Consider the following 17,129-nt stretch of genomic DNA (forward strand, 5'->3'; position numbering starts at 1 on the left):
TCGCTGTATTTCAATTATTTACTCAAGTTTCGCACATGTAAAATGATATTAAACAACGGTCTTATCAACTCTTAGGTCGAAAAAAGTCCTGATATTGACTGCCTACCTTTTTATACAAAAAGAACTCCTTTTGTTTTATAATTGATTTAACCACAAACCAAAAACAAAGGAGTTCTTGCCTTTATGGTACACTTAAAAGCTATTAAAAATCAATTACCGAATGAAATAAAAGCCCTTTTTTCTGAATTAAAAGTCACGCAATTTTTAAAACAAGCCCATATGGAAAAGCAAAAAGGGTATTCGGTGGCTATTCTATTCACTTTTCTCTTTAGCCTCGTCTTTAAAGGAAAATCCTTAAACCAAGTTCTCAGTGGGCGGGAAAGCGACCAATACATGAAAAAAGATACCGTGTATCGATGGATGAACAATCCCCATAACAACTGGCGTCTGTTTTTACTTCGGTTTAGTGCGTCTGTCATCGAAAAGCTCCATTCTTTAACGGATACGAAAACCCATATTCGGACGTTGATCTTGGATGATTCGACGTTTTATCGTAATCGAAGCCAAGAGGTACCAGGCTTAGCTCGTCTTTGGGATCATGCGCTCAAACAAGGATACAAAGGGTATCGTATGCTTACTTTAGGGTTCTCCGATGGCTATTCTTTCATTCCGATTGATTTCGGGTTACTATCCGGTAAGAAAAAAGTGAACCAAACAATAGCAGAAAAAGATCAACGAACCGTAGGAGCCAAACGATTCAACGAATCAAGTCGTAAAATGCCCGAAGTGGCACTTGAGATGGTTCAACGCGCCTTGAACCAAGGGATTTACGCCACCCATGTGTTGATGGATAAATGGTTTACTTCCCCTAAAATGATAGACCAATTACACGATATGGGGATTCACACCATTGGGATGGTGAAAAATGGAAAAACCAAATACCTTTTTCATCAACGTTTATACAAGCTGGAAGAACTTTATGCCAAATCTACGAAAGAATATACACAAGAAGCGATTATTTCCTCGATTGTGGTGAAACCAAGCTCCGGCAAAAATCCCGTGAAAATCGTTTTTGTCAAAAATCACAATAAGAAAAGTGCTTGGTTGGCGATTATGACCGATGATCTGGATTTATCTTCCCAAGAAATGGTCAAAACATACTCGGCGAGATGGGACATCGAGACATTTTTTAAGGCATCGAAATCATTGCTTCATCTGACTAAAGAAACACAAACGCGACATTATCAAGCCTTAATTTGTCACACCACCATTGTGTTCACACGGTATATTTTATTAAGCTGGCAGCAGCGCTGTGCCAATGATGAGCGGACCTTAGGTGGCTTATTTTATGAACTGGGCGATCAAATAAAAGAACTCGATTGGTCCGCTGCTCTTATCGAATTAGTACATATTATTCAAGCGGTAAGCGAAGAATCAGGAAGCCAATTACAAGATTTTATTACAAGTCAACTCCAACACTGGGTGGATACTCTGCCCCGTTATATCAAGGCTTATCTCCCAGATTTGGTGTGCGAAACTTGAGTTATTTATTTAAATTCTGTAGCAAAAAATCCATTGTTCTTCATTGAAAACCGTGGTAAACTATTCATGAAGGTGAAAAAATGATTAAGAAATTACATAAAATAGATCAAACAAGATTATACTTTATTTTAAAAGGAGGAATTGTTGGGATCATTTCTGGTATTCTTGTCAGCATTTTTCGATTAACAATAGAAAAAATGACAGAATACGTTCAAGATTTTTATCTTTTTGCACAAAGAGAACCGCTTTGGCTAATTTTTTGGGTCATTCTCTCTGTTTTTGTAGCTATTTTTGTTGGCTACCTGATTAAAGCACAACCTCATATCTCTGGCAGTGGGATACCGCAAGTTGAAGGGGTATTACAAGAAGAAGTCCACTATCGTTGGTTTCCAGTCCTATGGCGCAAATTTATTGGCGGAATTCTTTCAGTTGGTTCTGGCTTATTTTTAGGACGTGAAGGACCTTCCATCCAGTTGGGCGCTTCTGTCGGGCAAGGATTAAGTAGCGCTTATCAATCTCCTAAATATGAACAAAAAATCTTAATCTCTAGTGGTGCTAGTGCAGGATTGGCGGCAGCTTTTAACGCGCCTATCGCAGCGGTATTATTTATTGTTGAAGAAATCCACCATACATTTTCCCCGCTTATCTGCTTGACTTCTTTAGTTTCAGCAATTATCGCTAATTTCATCTCACTATATATTTTTGGCTTACAACCTGTTTTGTATTTAGGACACATGTACGATTTGCCTTTAAAACATTACGGATTACTACTTATAATGGGACTTCTTTTAGGAGTATTAGGTAGAATGTATCAAAAAAATTTATTAGATCTGCCAAAGTGGTTTAATAAACTAGCGATTCCTTCTTACTTGTACGGACTGGTGCCTTTTTTATTAGTAATCCCCATTGGCTTTTATTTTCCCCATCTTTTAGGTGGCGGCAATCAAATCATTTTAAGTTTAGAAGAAAATGGCTATTCGCTTTATTTACTGTTATTGCTATTTTTACTTCGTTATCTTTTTTCCATGATTTCTTATGGGTCGAATCTCCCTGGCGGAATTTTTTTACCTATTTTATCATTGGGAGCCATCTTAGGAGCACTATTTGGATTATTTTCGATTGAATTTTTAGGACTTGAAAGTTATTATTTAAAAAACTTTATTATTGTTGCAATGGCCGGCTATTTTACTGCTATCGGAAAAGCACCACTTACAGCCATCATCCTGGTAACTGAAATGGTAGGTTCCATTAATCATCTAATGCCCTTAGGTTTTGTCTCTCTTGTCGCTTATATTGTGGTTGATTCGTTGGGCGGTCATCCTATCTATGAATCTTTGCTTGATCGTTTAGTTTCCTATAAAAAAATTGCTAACACCAATGAAAAGATCGTTATCGAATTTCCTGTCACTGCAGAAAGTATCTTAGATGGCATGCCTATCCGAGATTTTGTTTGGCCAGAAGAAACGTTGCTGGTCACTATCCAAAGAAACGAACAAGATATTTTGCCCCATGGCGATACGATTTTAAAAATGGACGATACCCTTTTGATATTAACCGATGCTAACCATGCAACTGCTGTACGAAAAGAATTAAGGAAAAAGACATTGATAAAATAGGAAGTCATTTACTTTCCAACTTTTTTAATAGCTGCCTGAATATATTGGTATTTTCTGCTTTATGCTTTATATGTTGTAGAAAATGTTAATATATTTAGGTTTTTCTTTTCTTATTTGAGTCCAGTCTTTGCTCAGCTGTGAATTTGACTGTTTATGCACGATTTTGATTGATATTGAAAAAAACTCATGATAGAATAGGTTCGGAAGGATTGGTTGGAAATGCTTACAGAAAAGAGACATCAACTTATTTTAGATTTTCTGACTGAAAATGACATTGTGACGATAAGCGAACTTATGAAACCGCTCAAAGCTTCGGAGTCGACCATTCGTCGTGATCTGAAAAACCTTGAAGAACAAGGAATGCTTGCGCGTATTCATGGCGGAGCTAAGAAAATGCCGCACCTCAGTTTTGAAGCCACAATGGCAGAAAAGGAAGAAAAATTTCATCAGCAAAAAGTACAAGTCGCAAAGTTTTGTGCTTCCTTGTTAGATACAGAAGATGTAGTCTATCTTGATGCCGGAACAACAACCATTGAAATGATTCAGTTCATTCCGCAAAATTTAGCGATCAAAGTCGTGACTAATTCGGTAAAGCATGCCTCTCTTTTAATCGATCGTCAGATTGAAACCATTATTTTAGGTGGCATGATTAAATTATCGACAAATGCAACACTGGGTGCTACAGCTATTCAGCAATTGCGTGAATTACGTTTTAGTAAAGCTTTTTTAGGAATGAACGGTGCCGAGCTAGAAGCTGGCTTTACTACGCCAGATCCAGAAGAAGCAGCAGTTAAAAAATGGGCAATGAAACAAAGTCAACAAAACTATGTGTTAATTGACCACTCTAAATTACAGCAAATTGCATTTGCTCAAGTTGCTCCTTTAAAAACGGCTACGATCATTACCGATAGTTGTCCGCAAAAGTTCATAAAGAATTTTCAAGACCAAACAACTCTAAAGGAGGTCAAGTAATGATATATACGTTAACACTAAATCCTTCGATCGATTATATTGTTCATGTAGGGCATTTAGAAATCGGTGATGTTAATCGCATGACTGAAGATTTTAAACTTCCTGGTGGTAAAGGGATTAATGTCTCCCGTATTTTACAACGGATAGGTGCGCCCTCTTATGCTCTTGGTTTTTTAGGTGGTTTTACTGGCGATTTTATTGAAAAATGGTTGCTCGAAGAAGGTATTCATAGTCAATTTACCAGAGTTGAACAGGACACTCGGATTAACGTTAAGCTAAAAGCTGAAGAAGAAACAGAAATCAATGGATTAGGTCCTATTTTAAGCGAAGATGAAATCAATCGTTTGAAATTCACTCTATCTGAACTTATTACTAGTGATGATATTGTGGTTTTGTCCGGCAGTACTCCGGGTGGTTTAAGGAAAGGTTTTTATCAAGAACTAATTCATATTATTAAAGAAAATGGCGCTGAATTTGTGATCGATACAACAGGCGACGATCTATTGGCTGCACTACCTGAAAAGCCTTTATTAGTAAAACCGAATAATCACGAATTAGCAGAGCTTTATCATACCACCTTTCATTCCTTAGACGACATTGTCACTCATGGAAAAAAACTGCTCAACGATGGCGTTAAAAATGTTCTTATCTCAATGGCAGGTGATGGTGCTTTATTAATTACACAAGAGGGTACTTACCTATCGAATGTTTTAAAACATGAAGTGAAAAATTCGGTTGGCGCAGGCGATTCCATGATTGCTGGGTTTATTGGAAACTTCTCTCAAACAAAAGATCCTTTAGATGCTTTTAAATGGGGAGTTGCTTGTGGTAGTGCCACTACCTTTTCAGATGATTTAGCAACTGAAGCGTTTATTAAAGAACTATTACCAGAAGTAACAGTTAAAAAAATATAGGAGGTTTACAGAATGAATATCAATGACTTATTGATCAAAGAAGCCATGATCATGGATCTTCAAGCGTCAGATAAAAAAGGCGCGATCGATGAAATGGTACAAAAGCTTTATAATGTCGGCAGAATTAGCGAGATCGACAAATTTAAAGACGGGATTTTAGCCCGTGAAGAGGAAACTTCTACTGGTTTAGGCGATGGAATCGCTATGCCCCACGCCAAAAATGATGCGGTAAAAGAAGCAACGGTCCTATTTGCTAAAAGTGAACAAGGAGTTGATTATGAATCTCTAGATGGTCAACCCACTTACCTATTCTTTATGATTGCTGCTCCTGAAGGTGCCGATAATACACACTTGCAAGCTTTAGCTGCGTTATCACGCCAATTAGTCAATCAAGACTTTGTAGCACAATTAAAAGAAGCCCAAACACCTGAAGATGTGCAGGCAGCTTTCGAACAAGTGGAACAAGACGACGATGATGAAGATGAAGAACAAACGGCTGAAACTTCTTCAGAAACTACTGAAACAGCTGATCGTCCGTTCATCGTTGCAGTAACAGCATGTCCGACGGGAATTGCTCATACTTATATGGCAGAAGATTCGTTGAAAAACCAAGCCAAAGAAATGGGCGTTGACATCAAAGTTGAAACGAATGGTTCCGAAGGTGTTAAACATCGTTTGACTTCAGAAGATATCGCTCGAGCAAATGGCGTAGTTATTGCTGCTGACACAAACGTTTCAATGAATCGTTTTGATGGTAAGCCTTTAATCAGTCGTGCAGTAAGCGATGGTATCCGTAAACCAGAAGAACTAATCAATAAAGCATTAAGCTCAAATGCATCTATCTATCATGGAAGTGACAATGAAGCAAGTGATGCTCAAGATAGTTCAGAAGGCGAAAAAGAATCAACTGGCCAAAAAATCTATAAAGATTTGATGAATGGCGTCTCACATATGTTGCCGTTTGTAGTTGCCGGCGGGATTATGGTTGCTCTATCCTTTATGATTGACCAATGGATGGGAGTTCCCCATGATGCACTTGACCAGTTAGGTAATTACAACCAAGTGGCAGATTGGTTCAACCAAATCGGTAATGCTGCGTTTGGCTTTATGCTTCCTGTTTTAGCTGGATTCATTGCGATGAGTATTAGTGATCGTCCAGGACTGGTAACTGGTTTTGCGGCTGGTGCTATTGCTGAACAAGGTGGTGCTGGTTTTATCGGCGCTTTAATCGGCGGTTTTGTTGGTGGTTATGTAATCACATTCTTACGTAAAGTATTAAAAGGACTACCAAAATCATTAGATGGAATTAAAACAATCTTATTCTTCCCTCTCTTTGGACTTTTAATTACCGGATTTCTTATGCTTTTACTCAACGTTCCAATTGGAGCGCTCAATCAAGGATTGAATAACTTCTTATTGAACTTAAGCGGAGCAAACGCTGCCCTATTGGGTGCAATATTAGCCGGAATGATGGCAATTGACTTAGGCGGACCTTTTAATAAAGCCGCTTATGTATTTGGTACAAGTACTGTTGCTACTACAGTTACTGAAGGTGGAAGCCCAATCATGGCAGCAGTTATGGCCGGCGGTATGGTTCCACCATTGGCAATCTTTGTAGCCACTCGTCTATTTAAAAATAAATTTACTACACAAGAGAATGAAGCTGGTTTGACCAATGTTGTTATGGGAGCTTCCTTTGTTACTGAAGGTGCAATTCCATTTACTGCTGCTGACCCATTGCGTGTAATTCCAAGTTTTGTGGTTGGTTCTGCAATAACTGGTGGTTTAGTTGGTGCATTAGGTATTCGTCTAATGGCCCCTCACGGTGGGATCTTCGTCATTGCACTAATTAGCCGACCATTTTACTTCTTGTTGTTTGTTATCATAGGTGCGATCATTTCTGGTGTTATGATGGGTCTTTTGAAAAACAAAGTTAAAGATTAAAAAATAATCGAAGTTAAATTAAAATGTTCCGAATATAGTGGATTTTGCTTTCTGCTTTATTCGGAACGTTTTTTATTTCTAATAAATTCATTTTTTAAAATAGTTATTAAATTATTTCTTTTTGTGTGAAATGTTGTTATTTTCATGATAAGATGTTGCTAGTGGAGGTGGTATTATGGGCTTAAAAATTAAACAAGATAATATCCTAGATCAAAAATTTGAAGATCTTGCCTTTCTGCCAGATAAAAAAGACGAAAAACAAGATTTAGAACGATTCTTACATCCAGAACCTAAAAAAGACAAAAGTAAAATTAAACAAGATAAATAAAGATAGTTCGTTTAAAAAATTCCGAGCAGTGCGATATTTTTATCGTTTGCAATCGGAATTTTTTATTTTAACGTTCTTTCTTTAGGTCCTTTGTAAATCTGAACGTTTTACGTTTGTTAATTAGACATTTTTATTTTCACTGGCCCCTTCTTTTACTATTAAATGTTTGTTCCGATTTTTCCTAACATAATAAATAAGACAGCGCTTCGCAAAAAAGTACTGTCTTATCACTTTAATATATATTCTTTCATATAATTAAATAAATGCTTCAATTGCATCCCAAGCTTCTGCTTTACCTTCCTTGGTCACAGTTGAAAAGACAACAAATGCGTCGTTTTCATCAAAGTTTAAAACTTTTTTGATTCGTTCAACTTGTTGATTTTTTTTATTTTTAGGGACCTTATCAGCTTTTGTTGCAACTAAGATCACGGGAAATCCATAGTATTTCAAAAAATCATACATTTGGATGTCACCTTCACTAGGATCATGACGCATATCAATTAAAGATACAACTGCTTGTAGCTGCTTGCGGTTAGCAAAATACTCTTCAATCATTTCGCCCCACTTCGCGCGTTCTTTTTTAGATACCTTAGCATAACCGTAACCAGGTAAATCAACAAAATGAAACTTGTCTTCAATTAAATAAAAGTTGAGCGTCTGGGTTCTTCCTGGCTTAGAAGAAGTTCGTGCTAATTTTTTACGGTCAATCAACGTATTAACAAACGATGATTTGCCAACATTTGATCGCCCGGCTAATGCAATTTCAGGTAAGGCCGATTTGGGATACTGTTTTTTTGCGACAGCACTAATAACAATATCTGCTGAATGAACTTTCATAGCTTCCTCCTGGTTAATTTTTTTAGAAAGAAAACCGGATAGATAGTTACTCTATCCGGCTCAATATCATTAACCTGCTTTTTTCTCTTCTTCGTAGGTTATTTCTGGCGTATCTGTGCCGTCTACTGCACCTTCAGTAATAACTACTTTTTTAGTTGAGTCTTTTGAAGGAACATTAAACATCGTATCCATCATGATTTCTTCAATGATCGAACGTAGTCCTCGTGCGCCTGTACCACGCTCAATAGCTTTATTAGCAATTGCACGTAGCCCGTCCTCTTCAAACTCAAGATCAGTATCGTCTAAGGCTAACAATTTCTTATATTGCTTAACTAATGCATTTTTAGGTTCGGTTAAGATGTGTACCAAATCATTTTGCGTTAATTTTTCTAATGCTGCAGTTACCGGCAAGCGTCCGATAAATTCAGGAATTAAACCAAAGTTTAGCAAGTCTTCTGGGATAATATATTGCATAACACTTTCTTCGTCTGAAATCTTTTGGTTATTTGCGCCAAAACCGATTGCTTTTTCACCTAAGCGGTTTTTGACAATCGAATCAATACCGTCAAAAGCGCCACCCACAATAAATAAAATATTACTCGTATCAATTTGGATCATTTCTTGTTGCGGATGTTTGCGTCCTCCTTGAGGCGGAACACTTGCTGTAGTACCTTCTAAAATTTTCAATAGTGCTTGTTGCACACCTTCACCAGATACATCACGAGTGATCGAAACATTTTCGCTTTTGCGCGCAATTTTATCGATTTCGTCAATATAAATAATACCCTTTTCAGCCTGTTCTACATTGTTGTCAGCAGATTGTAAAAGCTTCAACAAAATGTTTTCCACATCTTCGCCGACATAACCCGCTTCTGTCAAACTTGTTGCATCTGCAATAGCAAAGGGTACGTTTAAAGTTCTTGCTAACGTTTGAGCTAAGAAGGTTTTCCCAGAACCAGTCGGACCGATTAAACAGATATTACTCTTTTGTAATTCAACGTCTTCTTCGTCTTCATCCTCAGAAACATCAGCGTTCACCCGTTTATAATGATTGTAAACGGCTACTGATAATGCTTTTTTAGCTTGATCTTGACCTACAACATACTCATTTAGCGCATCTAAAATTTCTTGCGGTGTAGGTACTTCTGTAAGTTCATGATCCGCATCTTCATAAAATTCTTCATCAATAATATCTTTACATAAATTAATACATTCATCACAAATGTAAACACCCGGACCGGCAACAATCTTTCTCACTTCTTCTTGAGTTTTCCCACAAAAAGAACAGCGAACCGGTTGATTTGTATTTGTGTTGTCATACATAGTGTTCACTCCTTGTTTAGCGGCTGGTCAGCATTCATCTTCATGGTACAGCTTTTGTCAGACCATGGTCGCTTAAGTTCAGTTGTTTAAATAAAAACAACCTCTCATTATTTTAGCATAATTAAAATAAAAGAAAAAGGTTTTCAGCCTTGTAAATTAAGGTTTCCTAAAGAAAAACGGCCTGCAGAATATGTGCAGACCGTTTATATCACATAACGATTACTTATCTTAGTCTTTTATTCTTCGACTGCTGATGTAGTAACAAGTTCTACCGCTTTTTTCATATTGATATCATGTTTTAGCATATCTTCTGACAAGACAGAACGAACTTGTGCTTCAGGCATGTTATAAGAATCCGCTAAATCTTTTACTTCAGATGAAATTTCTTCATCTGTTGCTTCAAAGTTTTCTGCGTCGACAATAGCTTCAATAACTAAGTTTGTCTTCACGCGGGTACCAGCTTCACCTTCAAATTGTTTATGCAAATCGTCTTCAGTGGTACCAGTAATTTGATAGTACATTTCAGGACTGATTCCCTGTTGTTGCATGTTGTTCAAGAATTCGTCCATTGCGCGATGAACTTCGTCATGAATCATTACATCTGGTAATTCAACAATTTCAGCATTGTCAACAGCTTGTTTAATCGCTGATTCTTCTACAGCGTCTTGGGCTGCTTTTTCTTTACTTTCTTTGATTTCTTTACGATATTTTTCTCTTAGTTCGTCTAGTGTTTCCACTTCGTCATCTAAGTCTTTTGCTAATTCGTCATCTAGTTCTGGTAATTCTTTTTCTTTAACTTCGTGAACAGTTACTTTAAAAACTGCTTCTTTTCCAGCTAGATCTTCTGCTTGATAGTCTTCTGGGAAAGTGACGGTTACATCTAAGTTATCGTCAGCTTTAGCGCCTACTAACTGTTCTTCAAAACCAGGAATGAATGAATTAGAACCTAATTCAAGTGAATGGTTTTCTGCTTTGCCGCCTTCAAATGATTCGCCATCTACGAAACCTTCAAAATCGATCACAACAGTATCGCCTTGAGCTGCCGGTTCATCTTCTTTGATAACCATTTCAGCTTGTTGTTCTTGTCCACGTTGCAAACGATCTTCAACGTCTTGATCAGTTACTTCACGATCTTGTTTGTCAACTTTTAAGTCTTTATATTGACCTAATTTTACTTCAGGTTTTACTGTTACTTCAGCTTTAATAACCCAATCTTCCCCTTTTTCCATGCTTTCAACATCGACTTTAGGTTGAGATACAGGTTCAATACCTGCTTCTTCTACTGCTGCTTCATAGTTACTTGGTAAAAGGTCATTTAAGGTATCTTCATACAAAGCTTCTTCACCATACATTTGGTTAAAGACAGTACGGGAAACCTTTCCTTTACGAAAGCCCGGGATGTTAAGATCTTTTTTTACCTTATTAAATGTTTTTGTCAAACCTTCTTGAATCTCATTTTGTGCAATCGAAAATGTCAATACACCATCATTGGTGCCTGTTTTTTCCCATTTTGCGGTCATGTAATTCCCTCCGAATTAATTAATAAATTTACATATGAAATAGTTTCATGCATACCTTTAAATAGTACACTAACGCTTTTAAATTGTAAACATTTTAAAAGCAAACTTCCTTAATTTCTATGGTCTTCGTCTAAACTTTGGTAAATTTGTCGAAGTTTTTCCTTTTTTGCTTGAATTTGTTGATAATGGCTCCATTCTTCCGTAGAAATATCTTCTCCGAACATTTCTTTATATTCTAAAATGTAGCTTTGCGCCCAATCTATTGCCTCATTTTCATTAGGTAAAAAAGGATATAATAAGGCAAAATGCGCCTTAATTTCTGGGATAATTAACATTTTTAACTGCGGATTATCTTGCACTTCTTCTTCAATTATTGCAAGTGTTTTATGCAACACTTCGGTATCTTCTGGTAAGGGCAATTCTGCCAGATTTATTTTTTTACCCACCACATTAATTTCTCCTTGAGCACCATCTTGCACTAATTCTTCAATAAGTTTAGGTGGTATAAAAGGATTTTGCACGTGGGGTAAATATTCTTGACAGATAGCTAAAAAATCAGCTAAGGAAACGCCCTTGATCAATGTTTGCCAGTCTTGAGGCTTAATTGGTTGCTGCACTTTATCTAAATAGTCAAGTTGCTTCTTTTTAACCGATTTAAGATCAGCTGAAAGCAGCGTCTGAGCATTTTCTAGTTGATTGAGTTCTTCTTTTAATTGTGGAAATTCTCTTCTTGTATTTTTATACTGTAACAACTTATGAGCGGCTAAAAATTGTGTATCCAAAAGCAATAGATGAAAATATCCAGTAAAACCTTCGCTATCGTTCATAAAAGCAGTAAAATGATCATCTGCTAATTGCAAAGCCCCCGCATAATCACCTAAATGTTGCAGTGCAGCAACCAATTTTTTAGCATAAAAAAATGTAGGCGTTTGTTGATACAATTTTTTAAAATCATTTTTGGCGGCCAAAAAATCTTGGGCTTCCATATTCTTATTGCCATTTTCTAGCAATCGTTCATCCTTATCGGGAAAGTTAATGATATCTGCCATGTTATCCTCTTTCTTTATTTAAGCATTGGCTTTTTGGTTAAACGCTTGGATCAAATTAATCGTTACCACGCTAGTGTCCGCAAAATAGTCTGCTACATGTTGTTTCTTGTTAGTAAAAATCGCTGGTAGGTAACCTAGATATAATAGTGGGTTTCCCTGTAAGATGAAACGCCCCACCATTTCTCTAATCAAAACTGTTTTCCAAGTTAATTTCTTTTCGGTTAAACAAATTACACGAATACCAAAAATCATTTTTCCAATTGTCTGTCCTTTATTTAATTTGGTTAGTAGAGTGAAATAGGCAAGATAGATGGCCAAAGCAAGTAAACTATAGGCGCTCAAGAATTCTGTCGCACGTTCCATCCCCATCCAAGTGAAGGTAGTATCCAAAACAACAGAGGTCATTGCATTAATACAAAGTAAATCAATTATAAAAGCAAACAAACGAATCCAAAAACCTGCAAAAAAGTAATTAGGAAAATCATTAATATACCGCTTCTTTTTCGGTTTTTCTTCATATTGTTGCCAATCTGACTTCTTTTGAGCAATTTCATTTTCTGTGTATTCTTCTGATTTAAAAGAAGTTAATACTTTCTGATAGAATCCCTTTTGTTGTGTTTCATTTTCTTGTTCGGACATCTTATTCACCTCCATAATAATACATTGGTTTAGGTGCTTCAGGTGTACCAATACGTTCGATTACATTGAGCATGCGGTCAGTATCCGTTTGTTCGATGCCTTGTACTTGAGCTATTTTAGAGCCTAACCAGGTACGATCAAATCCAGTTGTCGCAACATCATATTCAAAGACTTGCGCATTTTGCAATTGTTCATCCTCTTTTAAAGTTGTTAAAGCATCCTCAGGAAATCCAATTTCATCTACCAGATCATTGTCTACGGCTTGTTGACCATCATAAATACGTCCGTCAGCAACCTCGCGCACTTGTTCTTCTGACATATCACGTCCGTCAGCTACAATTTGCACAAAACGATCAAACGAATTATCCACATAACCTTGCATGACTTCTTCATCTTCTTCTGTTGGTTCTCTGACAGCTGACCCCATATCTTTTAATGGACCACTTTTATAAGTTTGGTCCTCAATCCCTAAGTTTTCCATTAAATCAGAAAAATTCACACTGGACATGATAACACCGATTGAACCTGTAAGTGTTTCTGAGGTAGCAAAAATTTTATCAGCTGAGGCAGAAATATAATAGCCACCGCTTGCTCCCATATTTTTCATACTAACATAAACTGGGACATCATTTGCTTGAATTGCTCGGATTTCTTTAGCAATTTCGGCACTTTCATACACACCTCCACCTGGCGTATTAACTTCTAATAGAACAGCTGCCACTGTCGAGTCATCTTGAATTTCTTTTAATTGTTCTAGGAAAAATTGATGGTTATATTCTTCACCCGAAAAAAGACCTTCTGTTCCTGTATCAACAATCGTACCATCGAGCGATAATTGAGCAATTCGTTGATCTTCTGACCCTTCTTCTATAGCCTGTTCTTTTATTTCATTCGAGCCAAATAAAACGGCATCCATGCCGCTTAAAGCTTCTTCATCTGATCCTTCATCTGTCATAAATGAAGCGACAGCTGAAAAGATAAGTAAACCCGCAGCGATCAACACTGCGATCCAACGTCTTTTATTCATTTGTACCCCTCCTTTTTAAAAACATAAAAATAAAAATCGTTTCCTTCTTTATTTTAACGAAAGTTTATTATTTAGTATAGTTAAAAAGAAAATTTACGTATCTTATTATCTAGACCAATTCATTTATATATAATTTTTCTTGACTTGAAATCAAATTATGTATATCATTACCAATGTATTTCTAAATAATAATTAATAAGGAGGGTAGCTATACCATTATCGAACAGCGCCAGTTCTGTTTTTTTACAGAAGACGAGGAAAAGAGCTTATCGAAGTATTCGGCGGGTGGCTCTAGGGTCTGCACTCTAAAGACAAGAACAAACGCAAGCTGCAAAGTTTGTAACAAAAAACTTGTCGCGCAGTTAGAAATACGTAATGAAAAAAGAAAGTAGGAATCTCATTATGTGTGGAATTGTAGGAATTGTAGGAAAAGATCATGCAGAACAAATTATTATCAACGGATTGCAACGTTTAGAATACCGTGGCTATGACTCGGCCGGTTTATTTGTCTCAGATGAAAAACAGGAACATCTGATCAAATCCCAAGGTCGCATCAAAAACTTGCAAGAAAAAGTGGCAAATGATGTCAACGGAACTATTGGAATTGGGCATACACGTTGGGCAACACACGGGAAACCGTCAGAAGAAAATGCGCATCCCCATACTTCACAAAATGGCAAACTAGTATTGGTTCATAATGGCGTCATTGAAAATTTTGAAGAACTTTCACAAAAGTATTTGGCCGGTGAAATTTTTTATGGCCAAACCGACACTGAAATCGTAGTTAATTTGATTGCTTCATTTATGGAAAACGATGGACTGTCTACCAAAGCTGCATTTAAAAAAGCTATTACAGTTATTCGCGGTTCATATGCTTTTGCGTTAGTCAACAAAGATGAACCTGAAACAATCTATGTTGCTAAAAATAAAAGTCCTTTATTGATTGGTTTAGGTACTGATTTCAATGTCATTGCTAGTGACGCTTTAGCAGTATTAGACCAAACGCATGAATTCGTAGAAATTGCAGATAATGAATTAGTTACTGTTACTGCAGATAAAGTAATTATCGAAAATCAAGACGGTGAAACAATCCAACGCGACTCTTATGAAGCACAATTGGACGCTTCTGATATTGAAAAAGGAACGTATCCTTTTTATATGTTAAAAGAAATTGACGAGCAACCTACGGTAATGCGTAAATTAACGCAAGAATACCGTGATGATCAAGGAAATGTGAATATTGATCAAGAACTTGTCAAAGAAGTCGCAGATAGCGATCGAATTTATATCGTAGCTTGCGGAACTAGTTACAACGCTGGTTGGGCAGCTAAAAGTTTGATTGAAACAGTAACGCAAATTCCAGTTGAAGTACAACTTTCCAGCGAATTTGGTTACAATATGCCATTGCTTTCTAAAAAACCGTTCTTTATTTTCTTAACACAAAGTGGTGAAACAGCTGATAGTAGACAGGTCCTAGTTCAAACAAATCGTTTAGGCTTTCCTTCATTAACGATTACCAATGTTGCTGGTTCAACCTTATCTAGAGAAGCTAAATATACCTTACTACTTCATGCTGGACCGGAAATCGCTGTTGCTTCAACTAAAGCTTATACGGCACAAATTGCAATGCTTGCTATCTTGACACAAGCTGTTGGAGAAATTAAAGATAAAAAAGCTAATGCCTCATTTGATGCATTTCACGAATTGTCAATCGCTGCGGCTGGTATGGAAGCTATGGTCGATGAAAAAGATTATCTTGCAAACTTAGTTGAGCAATACCTAAGCACAACCCGTAATGCCTTTTATATTGGACGCGGAAATGATTACCACGTTGCTTCAGAAGCAGCACTGAAATTAAAGGAAATCTCTTATGTCCAAGCAGAAGGTTTTGCAGCTGGTGAGTTAAAACATGGAACAATTGCTTTAATTGAAGAAGGCACGCCTGTATTAGGAATTATCACTGACGATAAGACTGGACCACATACACGTGGAAACTTAAAAGAAGTTGAAAGTCGCGGAGCCAATACGATCGTGATTGTCTCAGAAGACTTAGCTCGTGAAGGCGATCAAGTAGTATTGCCTATGGTTCATCCACTACTGACAAGCCTGGTTTCTGTTGTTCCAACACAGCTGATCGCTTATTATGCTTCAATGCAACGCGGTTATGACGTTGATAAACCAAGAAACTTAGCTAAATCAGTAACAGTCGAATAATAAATAAAAAACTTGCAGCAGTCATTATGACGTTGCAAGTTTTTTTACTATAGTTCTTTATCGCTCATTTATGGAATTTTGAGTAAGGTATCTTTAATTCGCTCCTCATTACTGAATTTTTCTGGAAAGAAACAGCGAAATTTTACTTAAGAACTGTTAGTTACATTCTCCAACCGCGTTTATACTGTTTGGGTGCTTGAATGGTTGTATTTAATTCTTTGGCGGCCTGGTAAGGCCAGTAAGGATTGCGTAATAACGCCCGACCGAGCATAACCAAATCTGCTCGTTCATTGCGCAAAATTTCTTCTGCTTGAACTCCACTAGTAATTAAGCCTACAGCACTGGTTGAAATATCAGCTCCATTTTTAATGGTTTCTGAAAAAGGTACTTGATATCCTGGATAGCTATCAATCTTCGCTGGCACAACAGCTCCTGCGCTGACATCAATTAAATCAACGCCTTGTTCTTTCATCCATTTTGCCATTGGAATATAATCAGCTGGTTTCATCCCCTCTTCAGTAAAATCGTTTGCTGAAATGCGTACAAAAAGTGGTTTATTCCAAACAGATTTAACCTCGTCGACCACTTCTTTTAAGATCCGATAACGATTTTCTACTGAACCGCCGTATTCGTCATTTCTTTTATTTGCCAAAGGCGATAAGAATTCATTGATTAAATAACCGTGAGCTGCATGAATTTCTATTATATCAAATCCTGCTTGATCAGCCCGATAGGCAGCTTTTTTGAAAGCTTTCACTAACTCGGTGAGCTTTTCTTTGGTCATTGCTGTTGGTATTTTAGATTCCTCATTATAAGCATTAGCCGAAGGTGCAAAAATTTCTCCTGGAACCGTTGCTTTTCTACCGGCGTGGCCCAATTGAATAGCAGCTTTTGCCCCATGGCGTTGGATGCTTGTGGCTAATTGTTTTAAACCGTCAATTTGTGCATCTTGCCAAATTCCCAAGTCATTATTCGAAATCCGTCCTTCAGGCAAAACAGCAGTAGCTTCCAAGAAAACCAAACCAACTTGGCCTACTGCGCGTGCTTCATAATGGGTTGGATGCCAGCTTGTTACAAAGCCATCCTCGTCGGCTGAATACATACACATTGGGCTCATAACGATCCGATTTTTTAATATTGTGTTTTTAATTTCGTAGGGTTCAAAAAGTTTTATTGTCATGCGTTAATTCTGACCTCCGTGCAT

Annotated in this window: 13 protein-coding genes and 2 pseudogenes; 8 read left to right on the top strand and 7 right to left on the bottom strand. The window is 37.1% G+C overall.

Annotated features, from left to right (window positions below):
* The first annotated feature begins 183 nt into the window (after positions 1 to 183).
* The 7 genes and pseudogenes from C7K43_RS03600 (at position 184) to C7K43_RS13250 (ending at position 7,316) form a co-directional block, all read left to right on the top strand.
* Positions 184 to 1,542, top strand: coding sequence for an IS4 family transposase (locus C7K43_RS03600; protein ID WP_094243264.1), 1,359 nt, complete (start codon positions 184 to 186; stop codon positions 1,540 to 1,542).
* Positions 1,543 to 1,622: 80 nt separating this feature from the next.
* Positions 1,623 to 3,158 (top strand): ClC family H(+)/Cl(-) exchange transporter, encoded by a 1,536-nt coding sequence (locus tag C7K43_RS03605; RefSeq protein ID WP_124005604.1) that lies wholly within the window; start codon positions 1,623 to 1,625, stop codon positions 3,156 to 3,158.
* Between the two features lie 219 nt (positions 3,159 to 3,377).
* Complete coding sequence (locus C7K43_RS03610; protein WP_124005605.1) at positions 3,378 to 4,130, top strand: DeoR/GlpR family DNA-binding transcription regulator; 753 nt, start codon at positions 3,378 to 3,380, stop codon at positions 4,128 to 4,130.
* A complete protein-coding gene (gene pfkB, locus C7K43_RS03615) occupies positions 4,130 to 5,044 on the top strand; it encodes a 1-phosphofructokinase (RefSeq protein WP_124005606.1) in 915 nt (304 codons plus the stop codon). The genes C7K43_RS03610 and pfkB overlap by 1 nt, the downstream gene beginning before the upstream one ends.
* A gap of 12 nt (positions 5,045 to 5,056) precedes the next feature.
* A pseudogene (locus C7K43_RS13730) lies at positions 5,057 to 5,495 on the top strand (PTS sugar transporter subunit IIA); the annotation flags it as partial.
* An 80-nt stretch (positions 5,496 to 5,575) separates the two neighbouring features.
* Positions 5,576 to 6,988 (top strand): annotated as a pseudogene (locus C7K43_RS03620) (PTS fructose transporter subunit IIC); the annotation flags it as partial.
* Positions 6,989 to 7,163: 175 nt separating this feature from the next.
* Entirely contained in the window at positions 7,164 to 7,316 is a 153-nt protein-coding gene (locus C7K43_RS13250) for an SPJ_0845 family protein (protein WP_168711987.1), read from the top strand.
* 255 nt (positions 7,317 to 7,571) lie between these two features.
* Here the strand turns inward: C7K43_RS13250 and yihA are convergent, their stop codons facing one another.
* The 6 genes from yihA to sppA form a co-directional block, all read right to left on the bottom strand.
* Positions 7,572 to 8,153, bottom strand: coding sequence for a ribosome biogenesis GTP-binding protein YihA/YsxC (yihA, locus tag C7K43_RS03625; protein ID WP_124005608.1), 582 nt, complete (start codon positions 8,151 to 8,153; stop codon positions 7,572 to 7,574).
* Positions 8,154 to 8,222: 69 nt separating this feature from the next.
* Positions 8,223 to 9,476 (bottom strand): ATP-dependent Clp protease ATP-binding subunit ClpX, encoded by a 1,254-nt coding sequence (gene clpX / locus C7K43_RS03630; protein ID WP_124005609.1) that lies wholly within the window; start codon positions 9,474 to 9,476, stop codon positions 8,223 to 8,225.
* Between the two features lie 236 nt (positions 9,477 to 9,712).
* The gene (tig, locus tag C7K43_RS03635; protein ID WP_124005610.1) at positions 9,713 to 10,996 is read right to left on the bottom strand and encodes a trigger factor; all 1,284 of its coding nucleotides are present in this window, start codon (positions 10,994 to 10,996) and stop codon (positions 9,713 to 9,715) included.
* 110 nt (positions 10,997 to 11,106) lie between these two features.
* Positions 11,107 to 12,045 (bottom strand): hypothetical protein, encoded by a 939-nt coding sequence (locus tag C7K43_RS03640; protein ID WP_124005611.1) that lies wholly within the window; start codon positions 12,043 to 12,045, stop codon positions 11,107 to 11,109.
* Between the two features lie 18 nt (positions 12,046 to 12,063).
* Positions 12,064 to 12,699, bottom strand: coding sequence for an RDD family protein (locus C7K43_RS03645; RefSeq protein ID WP_420824152.1), 636 nt, complete (start codon positions 12,697 to 12,699; stop codon positions 12,064 to 12,066).
* Positions 12,686 to 13,711 (bottom strand): signal peptide peptidase SppA, encoded by a 1,026-nt coding sequence (gene sppA, locus C7K43_RS03650; protein WP_124005613.1) that lies wholly within the window; start codon positions 13,709 to 13,711, stop codon positions 12,686 to 12,688. The genes C7K43_RS03645 and sppA overlap by 14 nt, the downstream gene beginning before the upstream one ends.
* A gap of 402 nt (positions 13,712 to 14,113) precedes the next feature.
* Here sppA and glmS point away from each other — a divergent pair, with 402 nt between their 5' ends.
* The gene (gene glmS / locus C7K43_RS03655) at positions 14,114 to 15,925 is read left to right on the top strand and encodes a glutamine--fructose-6-phosphate transaminase (isomerizing) (RefSeq protein WP_124005614.1); all 1,812 of its coding nucleotides are present in this window, start codon (positions 14,114 to 14,116) and stop codon (positions 15,923 to 15,925) included.
* Positions 15,926 to 16,085: 160 nt separating this feature from the next.
* Here glmS and namA read toward each other — a convergent pair whose 3' ends face one another.
* On the bottom strand, positions 16,086 to 17,105 hold the full coding sequence (namA, locus tag C7K43_RS03660) for an NADPH dehydrogenase NamA (protein WP_124005615.1): 1,020 nt from the start codon (positions 17,103 to 17,105) through the stop codon (positions 16,086 to 16,088).
* Between the last annotated feature and the right edge of the window lie 24 nt (positions 17,106 to 17,129).

It is taken from the genome of Tetragenococcus koreensis (genome assembly GCF_003795145.1).
In the GTDB taxonomy this organism is placed as follows: Bacteria; Bacillota; Bacilli; order Lactobacillales; family Enterococcaceae; genus Tetragenococcus; species Tetragenococcus koreensis.

Coding starts and splice junctions, on each gene's coding strand:
- C7K43_RS03600 (WP_094243264.1), top strand. CDS start 184: ATGGTACACTTAAAAGCTATTAAAAATCAATTACCGAATGAAATAAAA.
- C7K43_RS03605 (WP_124005604.1), top strand. CDS start 1,623: ATGATTAAGAAATTACATAAAATAGATCAAACAAGATTATACTTTATT.
- C7K43_RS03610 (WP_124005605.1), top strand. CDS start 3,378: ATGCTTACAGAAAAGAGACATCAACTTATTTTAGATTTTCTGACTGAA.
- pfkB (WP_124005606.1), top strand. CDS start 4,130: ATGATATATACGTTAACACTAAATCCTTCGATCGATTATATTGTTCAT.
- C7K43_RS13250 (WP_168711987.1), top strand. CDS start 7,164: ATGGGCTTAAAAATTAAACAAGATAATATCCTAGATCAAAAATTTGAA.
- yihA (WP_124005608.1), bottom strand. CDS start 8,153: ATGAAAGTTCATTCAGCAGATATTGTTATTAGTGCTGTCGCAAAAAAA.
- clpX (WP_124005609.1), bottom strand. CDS start 9,476: ATGTATGACAACACAAATACAAATCAACCGGTTCGCTGTTCTTTTTGT.
- tig (WP_124005610.1), bottom strand. CDS start 10,996: ATGACCGCAAAATGGGAAAAAACAGGCACCAATGATGGTGTATTGACA.
- C7K43_RS03640 (WP_124005611.1), bottom strand. CDS start 12,045: ATGGCAGATATCATTAACTTTCCCGATAAGGATGAACGATTGCTAGAA.
- C7K43_RS03645 (WP_420824152.1), bottom strand. CDS start 12,699: ATGGAGGTGAATAAGATGTCCGAACAAGAAAATGAAACACAACAAAAG.
- sppA (WP_124005613.1), bottom strand. CDS start 13,711: ATGAATAAAAGACGTTGGATCGCAGTGTTGATCGCTGCGGGTTTACTT.
- glmS (WP_124005614.1), top strand. CDS start 14,114: ATGTGTGGAATTGTAGGAATTGTAGGAAAAGATCATGCAGAACAAATT.
- namA (WP_124005615.1), bottom strand. CDS start 17,105: ATGACAATAAAACTTTTTGAACCCTACGAAATTAAAAACACAATATTA.